Source organism: Lentzea atacamensis (assembly GCF_003269295.1).
GTDB classification, from domain to species: domain Bacteria; phylum Actinomycetota; class Actinomycetes; order Mycobacteriales; family Pseudonocardiaceae; genus Lentzea; species Lentzea atacamensis.
In genome coordinates this window covers 510710-526708 of the sequence record NZ_QLTT01000003.1, presented here as the reverse complement: position 1 = coordinate 526708, position 15999 = coordinate 510710, and the positions used below count along the sequence as shown (strand labels likewise).

At 69.5% G+C, this 15999-nt stretch carries 10 protein-coding genes and 1 pseudogene; 5 read left to right on the top strand and 6 right to left on the bottom strand.

The features are described from left to right. Positions 1-99 precede the first annotated feature (99 nt). The 5 genes from C8D87_RS16905 to C8D87_RS16885 form a co-directional block, all read right to left on the bottom strand. Complete coding sequence (locus C8D87_RS16905) at positions 100-948, bottom strand: NYN domain-containing protein (protein ID WP_112227370.1); 849 nt, start codon at positions 946-948, stop codon at positions 100-102. A gap of 70 nt (positions 949-1018) precedes the next feature. After that, complete coding sequence (locus C8D87_RS16900; RefSeq protein WP_112227369.1) at positions 1019-4141, bottom strand: LamG-like jellyroll fold domain-containing protein; 3123 nt, start codon at positions 4139-4141, stop codon at positions 1019-1021. 214 nt (positions 4142-4355) lie between these two features. After that, complete coding sequence (locus C8D87_RS16895; RefSeq protein ID WP_109638248.1) at positions 4356-4622, bottom strand: DUF6510 family protein; 267 nt, start codon at positions 4620-4622, stop codon at positions 4356-4358. 13 nt (positions 4623-4635) lie between these two features. Then, entirely contained in the window at positions 4636-5376 is a 741-nt protein-coding gene (locus tag C8D87_RS16890) for a ferredoxin reductase (protein ID WP_112227368.1), read from the bottom strand. Continuing rightward, complete coding sequence (locus C8D87_RS16885; RefSeq protein ID WP_109638246.1) at positions 5346-5945, bottom strand: sulfite oxidase-like oxidoreductase; 600 nt, start codon at positions 5943-5945, stop codon at positions 5346-5348. The genes C8D87_RS16890 and C8D87_RS16885 overlap by 31 nt, the downstream gene beginning before the upstream one ends. Positions 5946-6002: 57 nt before the next feature. Between C8D87_RS16885 and C8D87_RS16880 the strand changes: the two genes are divergently transcribed. From C8D87_RS16880 to C8D87_RS47675, 3 genes and pseudogenes are all read left to right on the top strand, one after another. Then, entirely contained in the window at positions 6003-6548 is a 546-nt protein-coding gene (locus C8D87_RS16880) for an SMI1/KNR4 family protein (RefSeq protein WP_112227367.1), read from the top strand. Positions 6549-6677: 129 nt separating this feature from the next. Further along, positions 6678-8486: pseudogene (locus C8D87_RS16875) on the top strand (glycoside hydrolase family 3 protein); the annotation flags it as partial. 24 nt (positions 8487-8510) lie between these two features. Next, a complete protein-coding gene (locus C8D87_RS47675; protein ID WP_233442186.1) occupies positions 8511-8900 on the top strand; it encodes a carbohydrate-binding protein in 390 nt (129 codons plus the stop codon). Between the two features lie 49 nt (positions 8901-8949). Here C8D87_RS47675 and C8D87_RS16870 read toward each other — a convergent pair whose 3' ends face one another. Next, entirely contained in the window at positions 8950-11028 is a 2079-nt protein-coding gene (locus C8D87_RS16870; protein ID WP_233442136.1) for a cellulase family glycosylhydrolase, read from the bottom strand. 739 nt (positions 11029-11767) lie between these two features. Here C8D87_RS16870 and C8D87_RS16865 point away from each other — a divergent pair. Continuing rightward, positions 11768-14422 carry a glycoside hydrolase family 9 protein gene (locus tag C8D87_RS16865; protein ID WP_233442135.1) on the top strand — a complete coding sequence of 885 codons (2655 nt, stop codon included), beginning with the start codon at positions 11768-11770 and terminating at the stop codon, positions 14420-14422. A 182-nt stretch (positions 14423-14604) separates the two neighbouring features. Next, entirely contained in the window at positions 14605-15627 is a 1023-nt protein-coding gene (locus C8D87_RS16860; protein WP_109638242.1) for a LacI family DNA-binding transcriptional regulator, read from the top strand. Positions 15628-15999 lie beyond the last annotated feature (372 nt).

Below are 15999 nucleotides of genomic sequence, written 5' to 3'. Positions count from 1 at the left end.
GCGTTGCTCCTGAACTGTGTCCGGGGATTCGTCCCGAACACTGGCGGGAGCCGCCGGCACCGGCCGCACGCGACGCTGGCAGTGGGCTGGCAGCGCCTGTCAGCGGTCGTCGAGGCGAACCGCCTGCGCCCTCGGGTACCTTCGGCCAGGCATCGGCACGGGCGACCCCGTGAACGACACCGGCGTGCCCGCCAACAGCAACGTCAGCCCCGTCGGCAGGTCGTCGCGGGAGACGAACCACGAGCCGCCGCGGGTGTCGGTGATGAACCCGTGCGTCTGCCCGGACTTCCAGGTCGTCACGGTCCCCCGCCGGCGCCCGCGCGGCGAACCCACCGGCGAAGCCACCGCCTCGGACGACCGCACGAAGGCACTGCGCAGCGGGTACCCGGGCAGGTCGGTGGGGGCGAACAGCGCGTCGAAACCGGGGGTGAAGGGTGTCGCGGCCCGCAGCGGTGCGGCGGTGCGCGGCGTCCAGGCGGGAACACCGTCGTCCGACCGGATGTCGACGACCGGGACGACCACGTGCACGCCGCGCTCGCTCAGCCTGGTCACGAGCGGGGCGAAGTCGGCGTCGCCGGTGAGCAGGACGACCCACTGCAGCGGCACCGCGGTGGCGCGGTCCCAGGCCTCCAGGGCCAGCTGGACGTCTACGCCCTTCTCCTTGCCGTTGTGCAGGGGAAGGTCGTGGCGGGTGACGCCGGCTGCCGTCAGGACAGCGTCGAAGGACGTGGCCGGGGTTTCGATGCGGCCGCGGACGTAGTGCGCCTCGGCGACCACGCAGTCGTCGATCGGGACGCCCGTCTCGGTGTGAACGAACCAGCGCAGGGCGTCGTGCAGACCATCCAGCGAGATGCGCGCCGCCCGCGTGTGCGCCGTCGCGTAGAAGTCGCTGAGGTACGCGAACCACGTGCCGTCGTAGAACACACCTATGCGGACGATCTTCCCCATCCGGCAGACATTACCTCCGCGCGGCCGGAGCAGCCGGGGAGGCAGGTCCTCCCCGGCTGCTCCGCGTGCCTCAGGAGCGCGCGGCCACCTCCGCGTCCGTCAGTGCCCGTCCGACCACACTCACGTCGTCGATCGCGCCGCGCCAGTGGTCGACGTTCTGGCCGCCGAACTTGGCCCGTCCCACCGCGAACGCACCGGTGCTGAGGATCGCCGGACCGGCCGGTGCCGTCGCGACCCGCACGCCGTCGACGTAGAGCCGGATCTCGTTGCCCGCCCGCACGCCCGTGAGCTCGTACCAGCGGCCGAGCTCCGGCGTGAGCTCGTGCCGGGCCCGGTTGCCGCCGGGCGTGCTGAACGCGAACGCGCCCTGCCCGTACTGCAGGTAGAAGGGGTTCTCCCGCTCCCTGCCGTCCTGGCTGACCGCGGTGGCGTAGTTGCCGGGCAGCTCGTCGAGCCGGACTCGCGCGGACACCGTGTAGTCGCCGGTCGTGTCGACGACCGGGCCGTAGGTGTCCGCAGAGCCGTTGGTGAGCTCCAGCGCACCGTCCTTCCAGGTGGCACCGGTCGGGCTGAGCAGCAACGGGTTGCCGCCGCCGCTCGAGTCCGCCGCCACCGTTCCCCTGCGTTCGTCGAGCTTCCACTCGCCGCGCGCCGCGTACGGGTACGGCTTGCCCGCGTTCGCCCCGGCTTCGATCACCCGCCGGTTGATCTCGCGGACCGGACCGGGATCGACCTTGATCCGCTTGCGGTCGTAGGTCCAGAACCCGTTGAGCTCGTTCTCCAGGTCGGTGACCTGGGTGTAGACCGACGCGGACAGCTCGTTGCGCGCCTGGCCGAGGTAGAACGTGCGGGTGTTGTCGACGTACTTCGCGGTCAGCGCCGCCTTGTCCGCCACGCCGCTGTAGATGTTCGCCGGCGCGCCCGGCCACTGGTGCCCGGGAGTCCGCAGCGTGAAGCCGCCGTGCTCGCCGTCCATCACGACGCGCCTGCCGTCCGGGCGAGGCGGATCGGTGTTGTTGTAGTCGTGGTGGTCGATGACGTCACCCTTGCCGGAGTCGCCCTTGGAGGCGCAGCAGTTCACGCCGCTGTGCGCGCTGACGATCCGGCTGGGGTCAGCGGCCTTGACGTCGTCCGTGATCTGGCCGGTGACGGTGCGGTCCCACTCGCCCCAACCCTCGTTGAACACGATCCACGCGAAGATCGACGGCGAGTTGTGCAGCTGCTTCATCATCTCGCGGTTCTCGTTCAGGAACGCCTGCTGCGCCGTCGTGCTGCTGCCGTCCTCCACCGAGACGAAGTCCTGCCACACCAGCAGTCCCAGCCGGTCCGCGTGGTAGTACCAGCGAGCCGGTTCGCCCTTGATGTGCTTGCGGACCGAGTTGAAGCCGAGGTCCTTCTGCGCCTTCAGGTCGAACACGAGCGCGTCGTCGCTCGGCGGCGTGTTCAGGCCGTCCGGGTAGAAGCCCTGGTCGAGCATCATCAGCGAGAAGATCGGCTGCCCGTTGAGCGTCAGCTTCGGCTGCCCGCCGACGTTCGCCATGCCGATGGACCGCATGCCGAAGTAGCTCTTCACCCGGTCGCCGCCCAGCCTGATCTCCAGCTGGTACAGGTACGGGTCGTCCGGCGTCCACAGGTGCGGGCTGGGCACCGGCAGCGACAGCTTCGTGTTGGCGGGCCCGGTGATCGTGCCGACCTGCTTGCCGCGCGCGTCCTTCGCGATCGCCGTGACGGTGGTGTTCGCGGCGGATTTGATCTCCAGCGCCAGCGAGCTCGTGGCGAGGTCCGGAGTCATCTTGACCTCGTCGATCGCCTTGTCCGGCACGGGTTCCATCCACACGGTCTGCCAGATGCCCGACGACGGCGTGTAGAAGATGCCGCTGGGGTTGCGCGACTGCTTGCCCTTCGGCTGGTGCGGGCCGGTCGTGTCGGTGACCGCGACGACGATCTCCTGCTCGCCGCGCTTCAAGGCGTCGGTGATGTCCGCGCTGAACGCCGTGTAGCCGCCGGAGTGCTCGGCGACCAGCTTGCCGTTCACCCACACCTTCGCCTCGTGGTCGACCGCGCCGAAGTGCAGCTTCACCCGTTGCCCCGACCAGTCGCGCGGAACGGTCACCGTGCGGCGGTAGAACATGTGGTCCTCGTGCCGCTCCAGCCCGGAGAGCTGCGACTCGATCGGGAACGGCACGATCACCCGCTCGGGCAGCCGTTGCCCGAACACCGGCTGTTGCCCGGCCTTCGCGCCCGCGAACTCCCACGGACCGTTGAGGTTGAGCCACTTCTCGCGTTCCAGCTGCGGCCTCGGGTACTCCGGCAACGGGTTGCGCGGGTCGACCTTCTCGCCCCACGGCGTCTTCAGGCGCTGTTTCGACGAGTTCGCGACGGTGCGGGCGGTCTTCCCGACCTTCCTTCCGCCCGCGGTCAGCGCGCCGGCGCCGTCGTAGAACAGCCGGACCCGCTGGCTCTTCAGCACCTTCTCGCTCAGCCGGACGGTCAGGCGGTTGCGGCTCGCGGTGATCAGGTCGACCGGCATCGCCGTCGCGTCCACGTCGATCCGCAGGTGCGCCTTCAGGTCGGCGACGTTCGTGACGCGGCCGTCGAACTCCGCAGTGAGCACCCGCCCGTCCTCCGACACGGACGCGGTGCGCGGCACGACCTGGAAGTCCGGCGGCGGCGTGAACGCCGACTCCGGCACGATCTGCTTGGGCGTACCTGCACTCGACCAGCGCAGGAACATGTTGGCGCCACCGGTGTCCTGGAACATCTCCAGCCGGAAGTCGTACTGCCGCCCCGCGGTCAGCGACACCGGCGCGCTGGTCTGCTCGCGGTCCCAGTCGCCCACCCAGTGGTCGATCACCGGTGCGCCGTCGACGAACAGCCGGAAACCGTTGTCCCCGATGGCGTGGAACGTGTAGTCACCGGTCCGCGGCACGGCGATGCGGCCGGTCCAGCGCGCGGTCGTGTGTTCGGTGCGGCCGGCCAGGAAGCCGAACACCGAGGTCAGGTCCGGGTGGTTCACCTCGGCGTCGAGCACGGTTCCCGCGAGGGTCGCGAAGTCCCGCGCGCCCGGCGCCGACATGCTGAAGTACTCGCCCTTCAGGCCGTGCACGGGCTCGGCGGCACTCGCGGGTGGCGTGCCGGGCGCGACACCCAGCGCCAGCAGCAGCGCGACGAGTACGGGGGCGGCTTTTCTCATCGGCGAGGTCCCCTTCGTTTTTACAACGTTGTAAGAGCGCTCCCATCTATCCAGGCACGTGTTCGGAGGCTCGGCTACCTCCGATCGGAGGTACCGGCCATGTCAAACAGGACAAAAATCGGCGCCGCGTGAGAGCGCGGCCACGCATCGGCGCAAGCAGTTGGGTGCGGTCAGCGGCGCTTTGATCAGGAGTCGGTGGTACGTGCAGACGCCATCAGGAGTCCAGAGGGATCTCCAGGCTCACCGTGCCGCGCAGGTCCAGCCACGCCCGGCCGGGCGCGCGCACCAGCCGCAGCACGACCTCCTCGCAGTGCGGGCAGCGGGCGACGAGCCCGGGCGCGTTCTGGTAGACGCGCAACGTCGCCACCGAGCCCCGGTAGCCGCAGCCCGCGCACTGGCCGGTCGCCACGGTGAGGTCCACCGCGAAGATCTCGCGCAGGTCACCCGCGAGCGCGTTGCCGTCCACGTGGTCGTCGCTCATCGGTGGTCTCCTGTCAGCCGAAACGTTCGGTGCGGACGCGGCGCGGGTCGTGGCCGAGCGCCACGAGGATGTCGGACACCGACTCGACGAAGCCGGTCGGCCCGCACACGAAGCAGTTCGGGGTGAACTCGGCGGGCCAGCCGTGCGTGTTGAGGGTGGCCACACCCAGCCGGCCCGGCGGCTCCGGAGACCCTTCCGGAGTCCGCCGGGTGTACACCAGCCGCACGTCCAGGCCGCCGTCCTCGCGGGCCCGTTGACGCAACTCGTCGGCGAACATCACGTCCTCGGGCGTACGCACCGAGTACACCAGCCGGAACGGCACGCGGCTCCCCTCCGAGGCCCGCGCGCGGATCATCGACATCAACGGCGCGATGCCGGACCCGCCCGCCACCAGCGTCACCGGTGCCTGGTCGGTCGCCCGCCACACGAACCAGCCGCCCACCGGCCCGCGCAGCTCGATCTTGTCGCCCACGGCGAGCACGTCGCACAGGTAGGGCGACACCTCGCCATCAGCCACCCGTTGCACGGCCAGCTCGATCCGCTCACCGTCGGACGCCGACGAGATCGAGTAGCTGCGCTGCACCGAATAGCCGTCCTCGGCGGTGAGCCGGACGTCGACGTGCTGCCCAGGCAGGTGTCCTGGCCAGCCGGGCACGTCGAACACCAGGCTGCGCGCGCTCTTCGTGAGGTCCGCGGCATCGGCCAGTTCGGCCACCCGCCAGGTCAGTCGCCCTGATACCGCTGCTCGCGCCATGGGTCTCCGTAGTCGTGATAACCGGCGGTTTCCCAGAAGCCGGGTTCGTCCTCGAGCAGCAGCTGGATCCCGCGGACCCACTTCGCCGACTTCCAGAAGTACAGGTGCGGCACCAGCAACCTCGCCGGCCCGCCGTGCTCCGGCGTGAGGTCATCGTCGTCGAAGCGGTAGGCGATCCACGCCTGACCGTCGAGCAGGTCCTCCAGCGGCAGGTTCGTCGTGTAGCCGCCGTAGGAGTGGACGAGCGCGAAGTCCGCCGCCGTCTCCACGTCCTCCAGCAGCACGTCCAGCGAGACGCCCTTCCACCGGGTGCGCAGCTTCGACCACTTGGTCACGCAGTGGATGTCCGTCGTGATCTTCTCCGCCGGCAGCTCCATCAGCTGCTGCCACGACCACGTGTGCTTCTCCCCGGCCTCCGTGCCGATGGTGAGCTCCCACCGGTCCGTCGGCACGCGCGGCGTGGGGCCCGCCGTGAGCACCGGGAAGTCCTCCGTGAGGTACTGCCCCGGCGGCAGCTGCACGTCCGGCGACTGGCGCCGCCCGGTGAATCCGGGGGAAACGATCGGCATGGGTGCAGTACACCGCAACAGCCGCGAACTCGCCACGCCGGTCTGTACCGTGCGCGCGTGGAGATCACTGACGACCGCACCTTCCCCGCCGCGCTGGCCGCGTTGAGCGGGGTCGAGTTCCCCTGGGACTACGACGAGAAGACCGAGACCCCGTCGCCGGGCAACATCGACTACGAGCCCTACGACGAGTTCGACTCCGCCGAGGAGACCACCGACTGGATCAGGGCCTGGACCGGCAACAAGGAGCTCGACGGCGACGCGTTCCGGGTGTTCGGGCAAGACGGCACCGGCGGCCTCGCCGCGCTCTGGCTGGTGCGCGCGGGACAACCGCTGACCGAGCAGCCGGTGGCGTTCTTCGGTTCCGAGGGCGAGGCCGGGATCGTGGCGACGAGCCTGGGCGAGTACCTGTGGCTGCTGGCCGGCGGCGTCGGCCCGCAGGAGGCCGTCGAGTTCGGGTCCGGCAGCGGTGTACCGCACGACGATCTGCGCGCCGTGGCCGAGAAGCACTCCGGTGTCGCGCCGAGGACGCCCGCCGAGGTGCTGACGGCGGCGCGGGCCGAGTTCCCGGACTTCGCGCGGACCGTCGAGTCCTGGTGCCGCTAGGGACCTCGTGGGGGAACCGGTCCTCTTTCCGGTTCCCCAGTGGTCTACACCACTTTGGACCCACCGGATACGCTCGGTGAAACCTGTTGCGCCGCAAGGTGAACAGGACTCGCCCCGGAGGTCTGCCCCATGAGAAAACGTCTCGCGGCCGTGCTCCTCCTAATGGCCGCTGCGGTTCCGCCCGGAACCGCAGCCGCGGCTGATCCCATCTACAAAGACCCCGCACAGCCGATTTCCGCGCGCGTGGCCGACCTGCTCAGCCGGATGTCGCTCGACGAGAAGGTCGGGCAGATGACGCAGGCCGAGCGCGGCGCGGTGACCAACGCCGACATCACCAGCTTCCGGATCGGCTCGCTGCTGTCCGGCGGCGGTTCCGCTCCGTCGCCCAACAACGCCACGTCGTGGGCGAACATGTACGACAGCTTCCAGAACGCGGCCAGGGCCACGCCGCTGGGCATCCCCATGATCTACGGCGTGGACGCCGTGCACGGGCACAACAACGTCGTCGGCGCCACGATCTTCCCGCACAACATCGGTCTCGGCGCGACCCGCGATCCCGCGCTGGTGCAGCGGATCGGCCGCGCCACCGCGGAAGAGGTGTCGGGCACCGGCATCGACTGGGACTTCGCACCGTGCCTGTGCGTCGCGCGCAACGACCGCTGGGGCCGCACCTACGAGTCGTTCGGCGAGACGCCGGAGAACGCGACGTCGATGACGACGATGATCACCGGCCTGCAGGGCGCCAAGCTGTCCGATCCCGGTTCCGTGCTCGCCACCGCCAAGCACTACATCGGCGACGGCGGCACGACCGACGGCGACGACCAGGGCAACACGCAGCTCGGTGAGGCCGACCTGCGGGCGATCCACCTGCCGCCGTTCCGCGAGGCGGTCGCCAGGGGCGTCGGCTCGGTGATGATCACCTACAGCAGCTGGAACGGCACCAAGCTGCACGGCCACAGGTACCTCATCACCGACGTGCTGAAGAACGAGCTGGGCTTCAGCGGCCTCGTCGTCTCGGACTGGAACGCCATCGACCAGATCGACGGCCAGCCGGGCTTCACCGCGGCGGAGGTCCGCACGTCGATCAACGCCGGCCTCGACATGATCATGGTGCCGACCGAGTGGCGCCAGTTCATCACGCTGCTCAAGGCGGAGGTGCAGGCGGGCCGGGTCCCGATGTCGCGCATCGACGACGCCAACCGCCGCATCCTCACCAAGAAGTTCGAGCTCGGCCTCTTCGAAAGGCCCCTGACCGACCGCTCCTACACGCCGACCGTCGGCAACGCGGCGCACCGGGCGCTCGCCCGCGAGGCCGTGCGCAAGTCGCAGGTGCTGCTGAAGAACCAGAACGGCGTGCTGCCGCTGCCCAAGACGGCGAGCAAGCTGTTCGTGGCGGGCAAGAACGCCGACAACATCGGCCACCAGAGCGGCGGCTGGACGATCTCCTGGCAGGGCGGCAGCGGCCCGGTCACGCCGGGAACCACCGTGCTGCAAGGCATCCGCTCCGCCGTGTCGACGTCCACCACGGTGACCTACCACCGCAACGGCACCGGCATCGATGGCAGCTACCAGGCCGCGATCGCGGTGATCGGTGAGACGCCGTACGCCGAGGGCGTGGGCGACCGGCCGGGTTCGATGGGCCTCGACAGCGAGGATCTGGCGACGCTCAACACGTTGCGCGCGTCAGGAGTCCCGGTCGTCGTGGTGCTCGTTTCGGGACGCCCGCTGGACATCGCTGCCCAGCTCTCCGGCTGGCACGCGCTGGTCGCGGCCTGGCTGCCGGGCACAGAGGGCAACGGCGTCGCCGATGTCCTGTTCGGCGACCACAAGCCGACCGGCACGCTGCCGTTCACGTGGATGCAGAACGCCGGCCAGCAGCCGATCAACGCCGGCGACGGCAAGACCCCGTTGTTCCCCCACGGTTTCGGCGCCCGGTTCCCGGCCACGCAGAACGCCTACGCGGTGATCGGCGCCTCGTACTACGACGAGCAGCGCGGCACTCAGGTCGAGCGCTGCACCGACTCGGGTTGCGGGCAGAACGTCGGCTACCTGACGCCGGGTGACTACGTGGCCTACGCGGACGTCGACTTCGGTGCCACTCCCCCGACGTCGGTGACCACGCGGATCGCGTCCGGCTCGACGGCCGGCGGCACGCTGCAGTACCGGCTGGACAGCCCGACCGGCCCGGTGATCGCCACGGTCTCGGCGGCGAGCACCGGTGGGTGGCAGACGTGGACGAGTCGTACTGCGGCGGTGAGTGGCGCCACCGGAGTGCATCGGCTCTACCTGGTGGCGACCGGCGGCACCGGTGGCGACCTGGCGAACGTCAACTGGTTCCAGTTCGCCCGCTGAGGTGACGTGAACGGGGGTAACCGCCCGGAAACCCCCGCTCACGCCGTGGTCACGCCGTCGTGCCCGTGACCGCGCTGCCCGACTTGGTGACGACGTAGGTGACCTCGGTGCCGCTCCAGTAGTGGAACGTCAGGGTCACCGGCCTGTTGTCGTTGACCTCGGCGAAGAAGTCGGACGTCAGCGTGGTGACGCCGGTCGTGTAGTTCGGCGCGAAGGTCCGGTCGAACTCCTTGTAGGAAGTCCAGTTGTGCGGGCCCGCGTTCGAGCCGTCCGCGTACTTCGCCTCCATCGTGGCGAGCAGATCACCGCGAAACGCCGTCGGGATCGCGAACGACGACGTCGTGCCGGTCGCGTTCTGCAGCACGGGCGGGTCGTAGGTCACGATGTTGATCCGCCACGGGACGCCCTGGGAGAAGTGCGCCGTGAGCACCGCGTTCGTGCCGTAGTTCCGCGAGCCGCTCAACCGCGTGAGCGCTGCCGCGGTCAGGGTGAGCTGGTCGCCCTGCACCGTGTAGTCGGTGCCGCGCACCAGCTCCGTGGTGCCCTGGCGCAGGGAGTTGAATGTGGTTCCATTGGGGTTCAAGGTGATCGTCTTGGCGCTGATCGCACTGGCCTTGGCGTTGAACACCTGATCCGTGGACGCGGTGCCGGAGCGGGTGGTCCAGCTCGACTTGATCTGCGCGATCAGCTCGGGGTCGCTCCACTGGAACGACGTGCGCCCGAAGTGCTGCCCGTTGTCCCACAACATCGTGGTGATCTTCTTGGCGCGCGCGTAGTGGCCGAACTGCTCGAAGAACTTCAGCTTCTCGCCCTGCTGGATGGTGCCGGTGTGGCGGTCGAAGCCGAGCAGGCCGTACTCCCCCAGGATCACGGGGACGCCGCGCGCGATGAACGTGTTGTACACGCGGTCGAACGAGTCGGTGAGGTCTTTCTGCGCGGTGGCGTCGAAGTGCGTGCCGCCCGCCACGTTCACGCTGAACGGCCAGTAGCCGTAGTAGTGCACGGTCGCGGCGATGTTGGGGTCCTTGAAGGTGTTCAGCGACGACGCGAGCTCGTCGAGGCGTGCCTGCTCCGACGAGGTGTGCAGGGTCGGCAGCACGAGCAGGCGGTTCGTGTTGTTGCCGCCGGACCGGCGCACGATGTCGCGGAACGACGCGTTCAGCTCGTGCAGCAGCTGTGCGTTCTGCGCGTCACCCGAGCTGCCGGTGAACTGCGGCTCGTTCACGCTCTCGAACACGAGCTTCGCCGGGGAGTCCCGGAACGCCGCCGCCAGCTGTGTCCAGATCGCGTTGTAGCGGGCCAGCACACCCGCCCGGTCCGAGGGCATCGTGTTGATCCACTGCCACGAGTCGTGGTGGATGTTGATCATCACGTGGAAGCCGTCCGCCAGCGCCCAGCCGACGACCTCCTTGACGCGGTTCAGGTACGCCGTTTCGATCGAGTAGCCCGGTGCCGGGCCCTGATGCTGGCCCCACGTCACGGGGATGCGAATGCTCTTGAAGCCCTGCGCCTTCACGTTGTCCAGCAAGGCTTCCGTGATGCGTGGGTTGCCCCACGAGGTCTCGTCGCCGCCCGTGGAGTCGAGTGTGTTGCCGAGGTTCCAGCCCGGCTGCATCTCCGCGACCTGTGCCATCGCGTCACCGGGCGCCGGCCCGCCGGACGTCGTGGTGGTCGTCGTGGGTGGCGTGCCGGGGCCGCCCGTGCACGTCACTCCGTTGAGCGCGAACGACTGCGGCGCGGTGTTGGCACCCGTCCAGCTGCCGTTGAAACCGAACGCGACCGTGCCGTTCGGTTCGATCACCGCGTTGTAGCCGGCGTCCACCGCCGTGACTTGGCTGCCCGACGACGTGACCGTCGCGTTCCACGCCTGCGTCACCTGCTGGCCCGCGGGCCACGTCCAGGTCAGCCGCCAGCCGCTGACCCGGTCACCGGTGTTGGTCACCGCCACGTTCGCGGTGAAGCCGCCGGACCACTGGCTCGGCACCGTGTAGTCGACCCGGCAGCCGGGCGCCGCCACGGCAGGGGTCACCACCGCCAGGCCGACGGTCGCGGCCACGGACACGAAGGCCGTTGCCAACGCGACACCCCGGCGGCGGATCGCCTGCATCTTGTCGCGAAGTCCGGTCATCAAGGCACCTTTCCTGGCAGGGCAGGGGTTTCCAGGAGCGCTCCCTCCGGACACTCACGTCCGGAGGGAGCGCTCGGCGGGACCGGGACGGCGAGCAGCAGGGGCACCGTTCGACGCCGGGGAACAGAACAGTGAGACGCTGCCGAGCTGCCGTCGCGGGACGCGTTGACCTTCACGACGCCGCACCGTGTCGGTCGGCGTCCCTACCAGCCCCGAATCCAGGACCTGGGAGCGCTCCCAGGTGAGACCGGACTGTAACCCCCGAAATGCGGCTCGGAAAGCGTTGTCGAACTGTGGTCGATATTCGAGCGAACTTCATGTTGCACCCCGCGTGACCGTCGACAGGGCCAATCACGCGACATTCCGGCAGGCGGCGAAACTGGGATGGCCCTACCGATATGCGCACGGTGTGCACGCTTTTGCCCCACTGGCCCATTCCAGTGATGGGCCACAGAAGACACTCTCGGAATGATCGACAAGAAGTTACGGCGAATGGCCATGACCCGCTGTGCCGATCGGGGCAAAACCGCAGCGGCCCGCTACTTTCTGCCACCTGAACGATTGTGAAGCCGTTCGGCACAACACCAGGAGGACATCCGGACGACCCTCGAGGGCCGGCCGTCGGCATTTGCGGGAGCATTCAGCGGACACCCCTTCCGCAATGTTTTCGTGACCGTTACAGTCGCCCAAAACTGGGAGCGCTCCCATAAGCATCCGAACCCTGTCATCGGAGGCTCACGTGCTCAGTCGCAGGTCACGAGCCCTCACCACCGCGCTCGTCGTGTTGCTCGCCGGGCTGGTCGGTGCCACCGCACCGCGAGCGGAGGCCGCGCCCGCGTTCAACTACGCGGAGGCGCTGCAGAAGTCGATCTGGTTCTACGACGCCCAGCGGTCCGGAAGGCTGCCCGCGGACAACCGCGTGAGCTGGCGCGCGGACTCCGCGGTGCGCGACGGCTCCGATGCCGGCCTCGACCTGTCCGGCGGCTTCTACGACGCCGGTGACCACGTGAAGTTCGGGCTGCCGTTCGCGTTCAGCATGTCGATGCTCGCGTGGGGCGCCGTGGAGAACCGGGCGGCCTACGCGGACTCCGGCCAGCTCAAGCACCTGATGGCGAACCTGAGGTGGGGCACGGACTGGATCATCAAGGCGCACCCGTCACCGAACGTCGTCTACGGCCAGGTCGGCGCCGGCAACCCCGACCACGCCTGGTGGGGCTCGGCCGAGGTGATGCCGATGGCCCGTCCTTCGTACAAGGTGGACGCTTCGTGCCCCGGCTCCGACCTCGCCGGCGAGTACGCCGCGGCGATGGCGTCGGCCTCGATGGTCTTCCAGGACACCGATCCCGCCTACGCGGCCACTCTGCTCACGCACGCCAAGCAGCTCTACACGTTCGCGGACACCTATCGCGGCAAGTACAGCTCGTGCATCACCGACGCAGCGAACTTCTACAACTCCTGGAGCGGCTACCAGGACGAGCTGGTGTGGGGTGCGATCTGGCTGCACCGCGCGACCGGTGACGCGAGCTACCTCACCAAGGCGAAGGCGGAGTACCAGAAGCTCGGTACCGAACCGCAGAGCTCCGAGCGTTCCTACCGGTGGACGATCGCGTGGGACGACAAGTCCTACGGCGCCTACGTGCTGATGGCCAAGCTGACCGGCGAGCAGACCTACGTCACCGATGCCAACCGCTGGCTGGACTTCTGGACCACCGGCCACAACGGCAACCGGGTGCGCTACTCCCCCGGCGGCCAGGCGGTGCTCGACAGCTGGGGTTCCCTGCGTTACGCCGCCAACACGGCGTTCGCCGCGCTGGTGTACTCGGACTGGCTGTCCACTCGCGACAGCACGCGCGCCAGGACCTACCACGACTTCGGTGTGCGGCAGGTCAACTACGCCCTCGGCGACAACCCGCGCAGCTCCAGCTACGTCGTCGGTTTCGGCGCCAACCCGCCGCGCAACCCGCACCACCGCGGCGCGCACGGCTCATGGGCCGACAGCATCCAGGAACCCGTCACCAGCAGGCACGTCCTCTACGGCGCGTTGGTCGGCGGGCCCAGCACCAACAACGACGCCTACACCGACAGCCGCAGCGACTACGTGATGAACGAGGTCGCGCTCGACTACAACGCGGGCTTCACCGGTGCACTCGCCCGCCTGTACCGGGAGTTCGGTGGCACCCCGCTGGCGAGCTTCCCCGTGGCCGAGACCCCGGACGGCCCCGAGCTGACCGTCCAGGCGTCGGTGAACCAGAGCGCCGCCCAGTTCACCGAGATCAAGGCGTTCGTGCTCAACAAGAGCGCGTGGCCGGCGCGGACGTTCAACGGCACGCTGCGGTACTACTTCACGCTCGACGGCGCCACCACGCCCGGTCAGATCACCGTGACCACCAACTACAACCAGTGCGGCAGGGCGAGCGCACCGGCGCAGTACCGCGGCTCGGTGTACTACGTGGAGATCCCGTGCTCCGGCATCGCTCCGGCCGGGCAGTCCGCGTACCGCAAGGAAGTCCAGTTCCGCATCACCAGCAGCGGCACGTGGGACCCGGCGAACGACTGGTCGTACACCGGACTCGGCAGCGGCAACACGGTCGTCCAGACCGATCGGATCGTGTTGCGGCAGGACGGGAAGACGGTGTGGGGCCAGGAACCCGGTGGCGGTGTCGACGACACCCAGCCGCCGACCGTCCCGAGCGGACTGACCGCGTCGAACGCCGGCAGCTCCAGCGTCACGCTGAGCTGGACCGCCTCGACCGACAACGTCGGTGTCACCGGGTACGACGTCCTCGACGGGACCGCGGTCGTGGGCTCGGCGACCACGACCAGCCTGCTGGTCACCGGACTCGCCCCCGACACGCAGTACACGTTCTCGGTGCGCGCGAGAGACGCGGCGGGCAACGTCTCCGCCGCGAGCACCCCGGTCACCACCCGCACCCTGCCCGGCGTCCGGAGCACGCTCACGGTGCAGCACAAGGGAACGAGCGCCGCCAGGACGAACCAGATCGGCGCGACGCTCCAGGTGACCAACCGCGGTACCACGCCGGTCGGCCTCGCCACCACGACCGTCCGGTACTGGTTCACCGGCGACGCGCTGTCGGCCGGCTACCAGGTCTGGTGCGACTGGGCCCAGATGGGCTGCGCCGGGGTGCGGGCGCAGGTGGTCAAGCTCGCCACGCCGCGTCCGGGAGCCGACGCGTACCTGGAGGTGTCCTTCACCTCCGGCAGCCTGGCCGCGAACGGCACCACGGGCGAGATCCAGCTGCGGGTGGCGAAGTCCGACTGGTCCGCCTTCGACCAGGCGGACGACCACAGCTACCGCGTCAGCGCCGCGCTGACCGACTTCGACCGGGTCACCGCCTACTCCGCAGGCACGCTCGCCTGGGGCGCGGAGCCCTGACAAAGCCTCGGCGCGGAACGTTCTGCACGCGCAGGCGTCCCGCGCCGATCCCAGTTTCCGGTCGGCGACCGGACCCTGCCGCGTCCCCGGCACAGCGTTGTGCCGGGGATGCTCCCTTCCGTCGACACGCGGCAGATTCGCCCACGTTCGAACTGGCGGCTGCCGACTCCTACGATGAGCGCATGACGGAGATCGACCGGCAACGACGGCCCGGCCCGCGCATCGAGGAGGTGGCGCGACTGGCCGGGGTGTCCAAGTCGACGGTCTCCCGTGTGATCAACGACGAGCAGTACGTGAGCGCCAAGGCCCGCGAGGCGGTGCACGAGGCGATCAGTCAGCTCAGGTACAGCCCGAACCAGGCGGCCAGGACGCTCGCGGGCAGCAAGGCGAGCGCCATCGCGCTGATCGTCTCCGAACAGGGCAGCCGCGTGCTCGGCGACCCGTTCTTCGCCGGGGTGCTGCGCGGGGTGCACTCCGAGCTCGCGGGCCGGCACGTGCAGCTGCTGCTGATGATGAGCCAGCCGGAGGGGCACGACGACCTGGTCGCGTACCTGTCCGGCGGGCACGTCGACGGCGCGCTGCTGGTGAGCCTGCACGGCGACGACCCGCTCCCAGGCCGGCTGCGCGAGATCGGTCTCCCGGTCGTCTCCGGTGGCCGTCCGCTCGGCTCCGTCTCCGTCCCGTTCGTCGACTCGGACAACTTCACCGGTGGTCTCGACGCGGTGCGGCACCTGGTGTCGCTCGGCCGCGAGCGGATCGCGACGGTGACCGGGCCGCGCGACATGGCCGCCGGCCTGGACCGGCTCAGCGGGTGGCGCCGGGGTCTCGGCGAGGCGGGACTGCCCGCCGATCTCGTGGCGGAAGCCGACTTCACGCCGGAGAGCGGTGCCCGCGCGATGACCGAGCTCCTCGACCGGGCGCCGGATCTCGACGCCGTGTTCGTCGCGGCCGACATCATCGCCGTGGGCGCGCTGCAGGTGCTGCACGCGCGCGGCAGGCGCATCCCGCAGGACGTCGCGGTCGTCGGGTTCGACGACTCGCTGCTGGCGGCCACCGCCACCCCACCGCTCACCACGGTCCGGCAGGACGTCGAGCAGCTCGGCCGCACGATGACCTGGCGTCTGATGGGAGAGCTCGCCGGCGAGGAAGGCCTGCCACCGTCCGTGCTGCTGCCCACCACGCTGGTGCGGCGCGCCAGCGCCTAGCACTCGCAGGGGCCGCTGACGCGGGTCAACACACTTAGTGGCGTGGCCCGGAACGTTGCCGGGGGAATTCGCGGTCAGACGGGTGCATCGTGGTGCCCTGCTGAGCGTGAATCACCCAGCCGACGTTCCGGGTCACGCCACTAGTCCGTTTGGCAGGTTCCCGCTGGTAGCAACGCCGCTCAGCACACCGGGAGCGCTCCCAGGTGACTAAACCGTGACCCGCACGACAAACGGCGAGGTCATCCGGTGCGCCAGGCCCCGAACCTCCTCCGGTTACCCGGGAGTGAGCCTTGACACACCTTCACGACCGGGTGAAACTCCACCGCATCTGGGAGCGCTCCCAGAGACCGCCCGCCGAGACCAGAGGAGTTC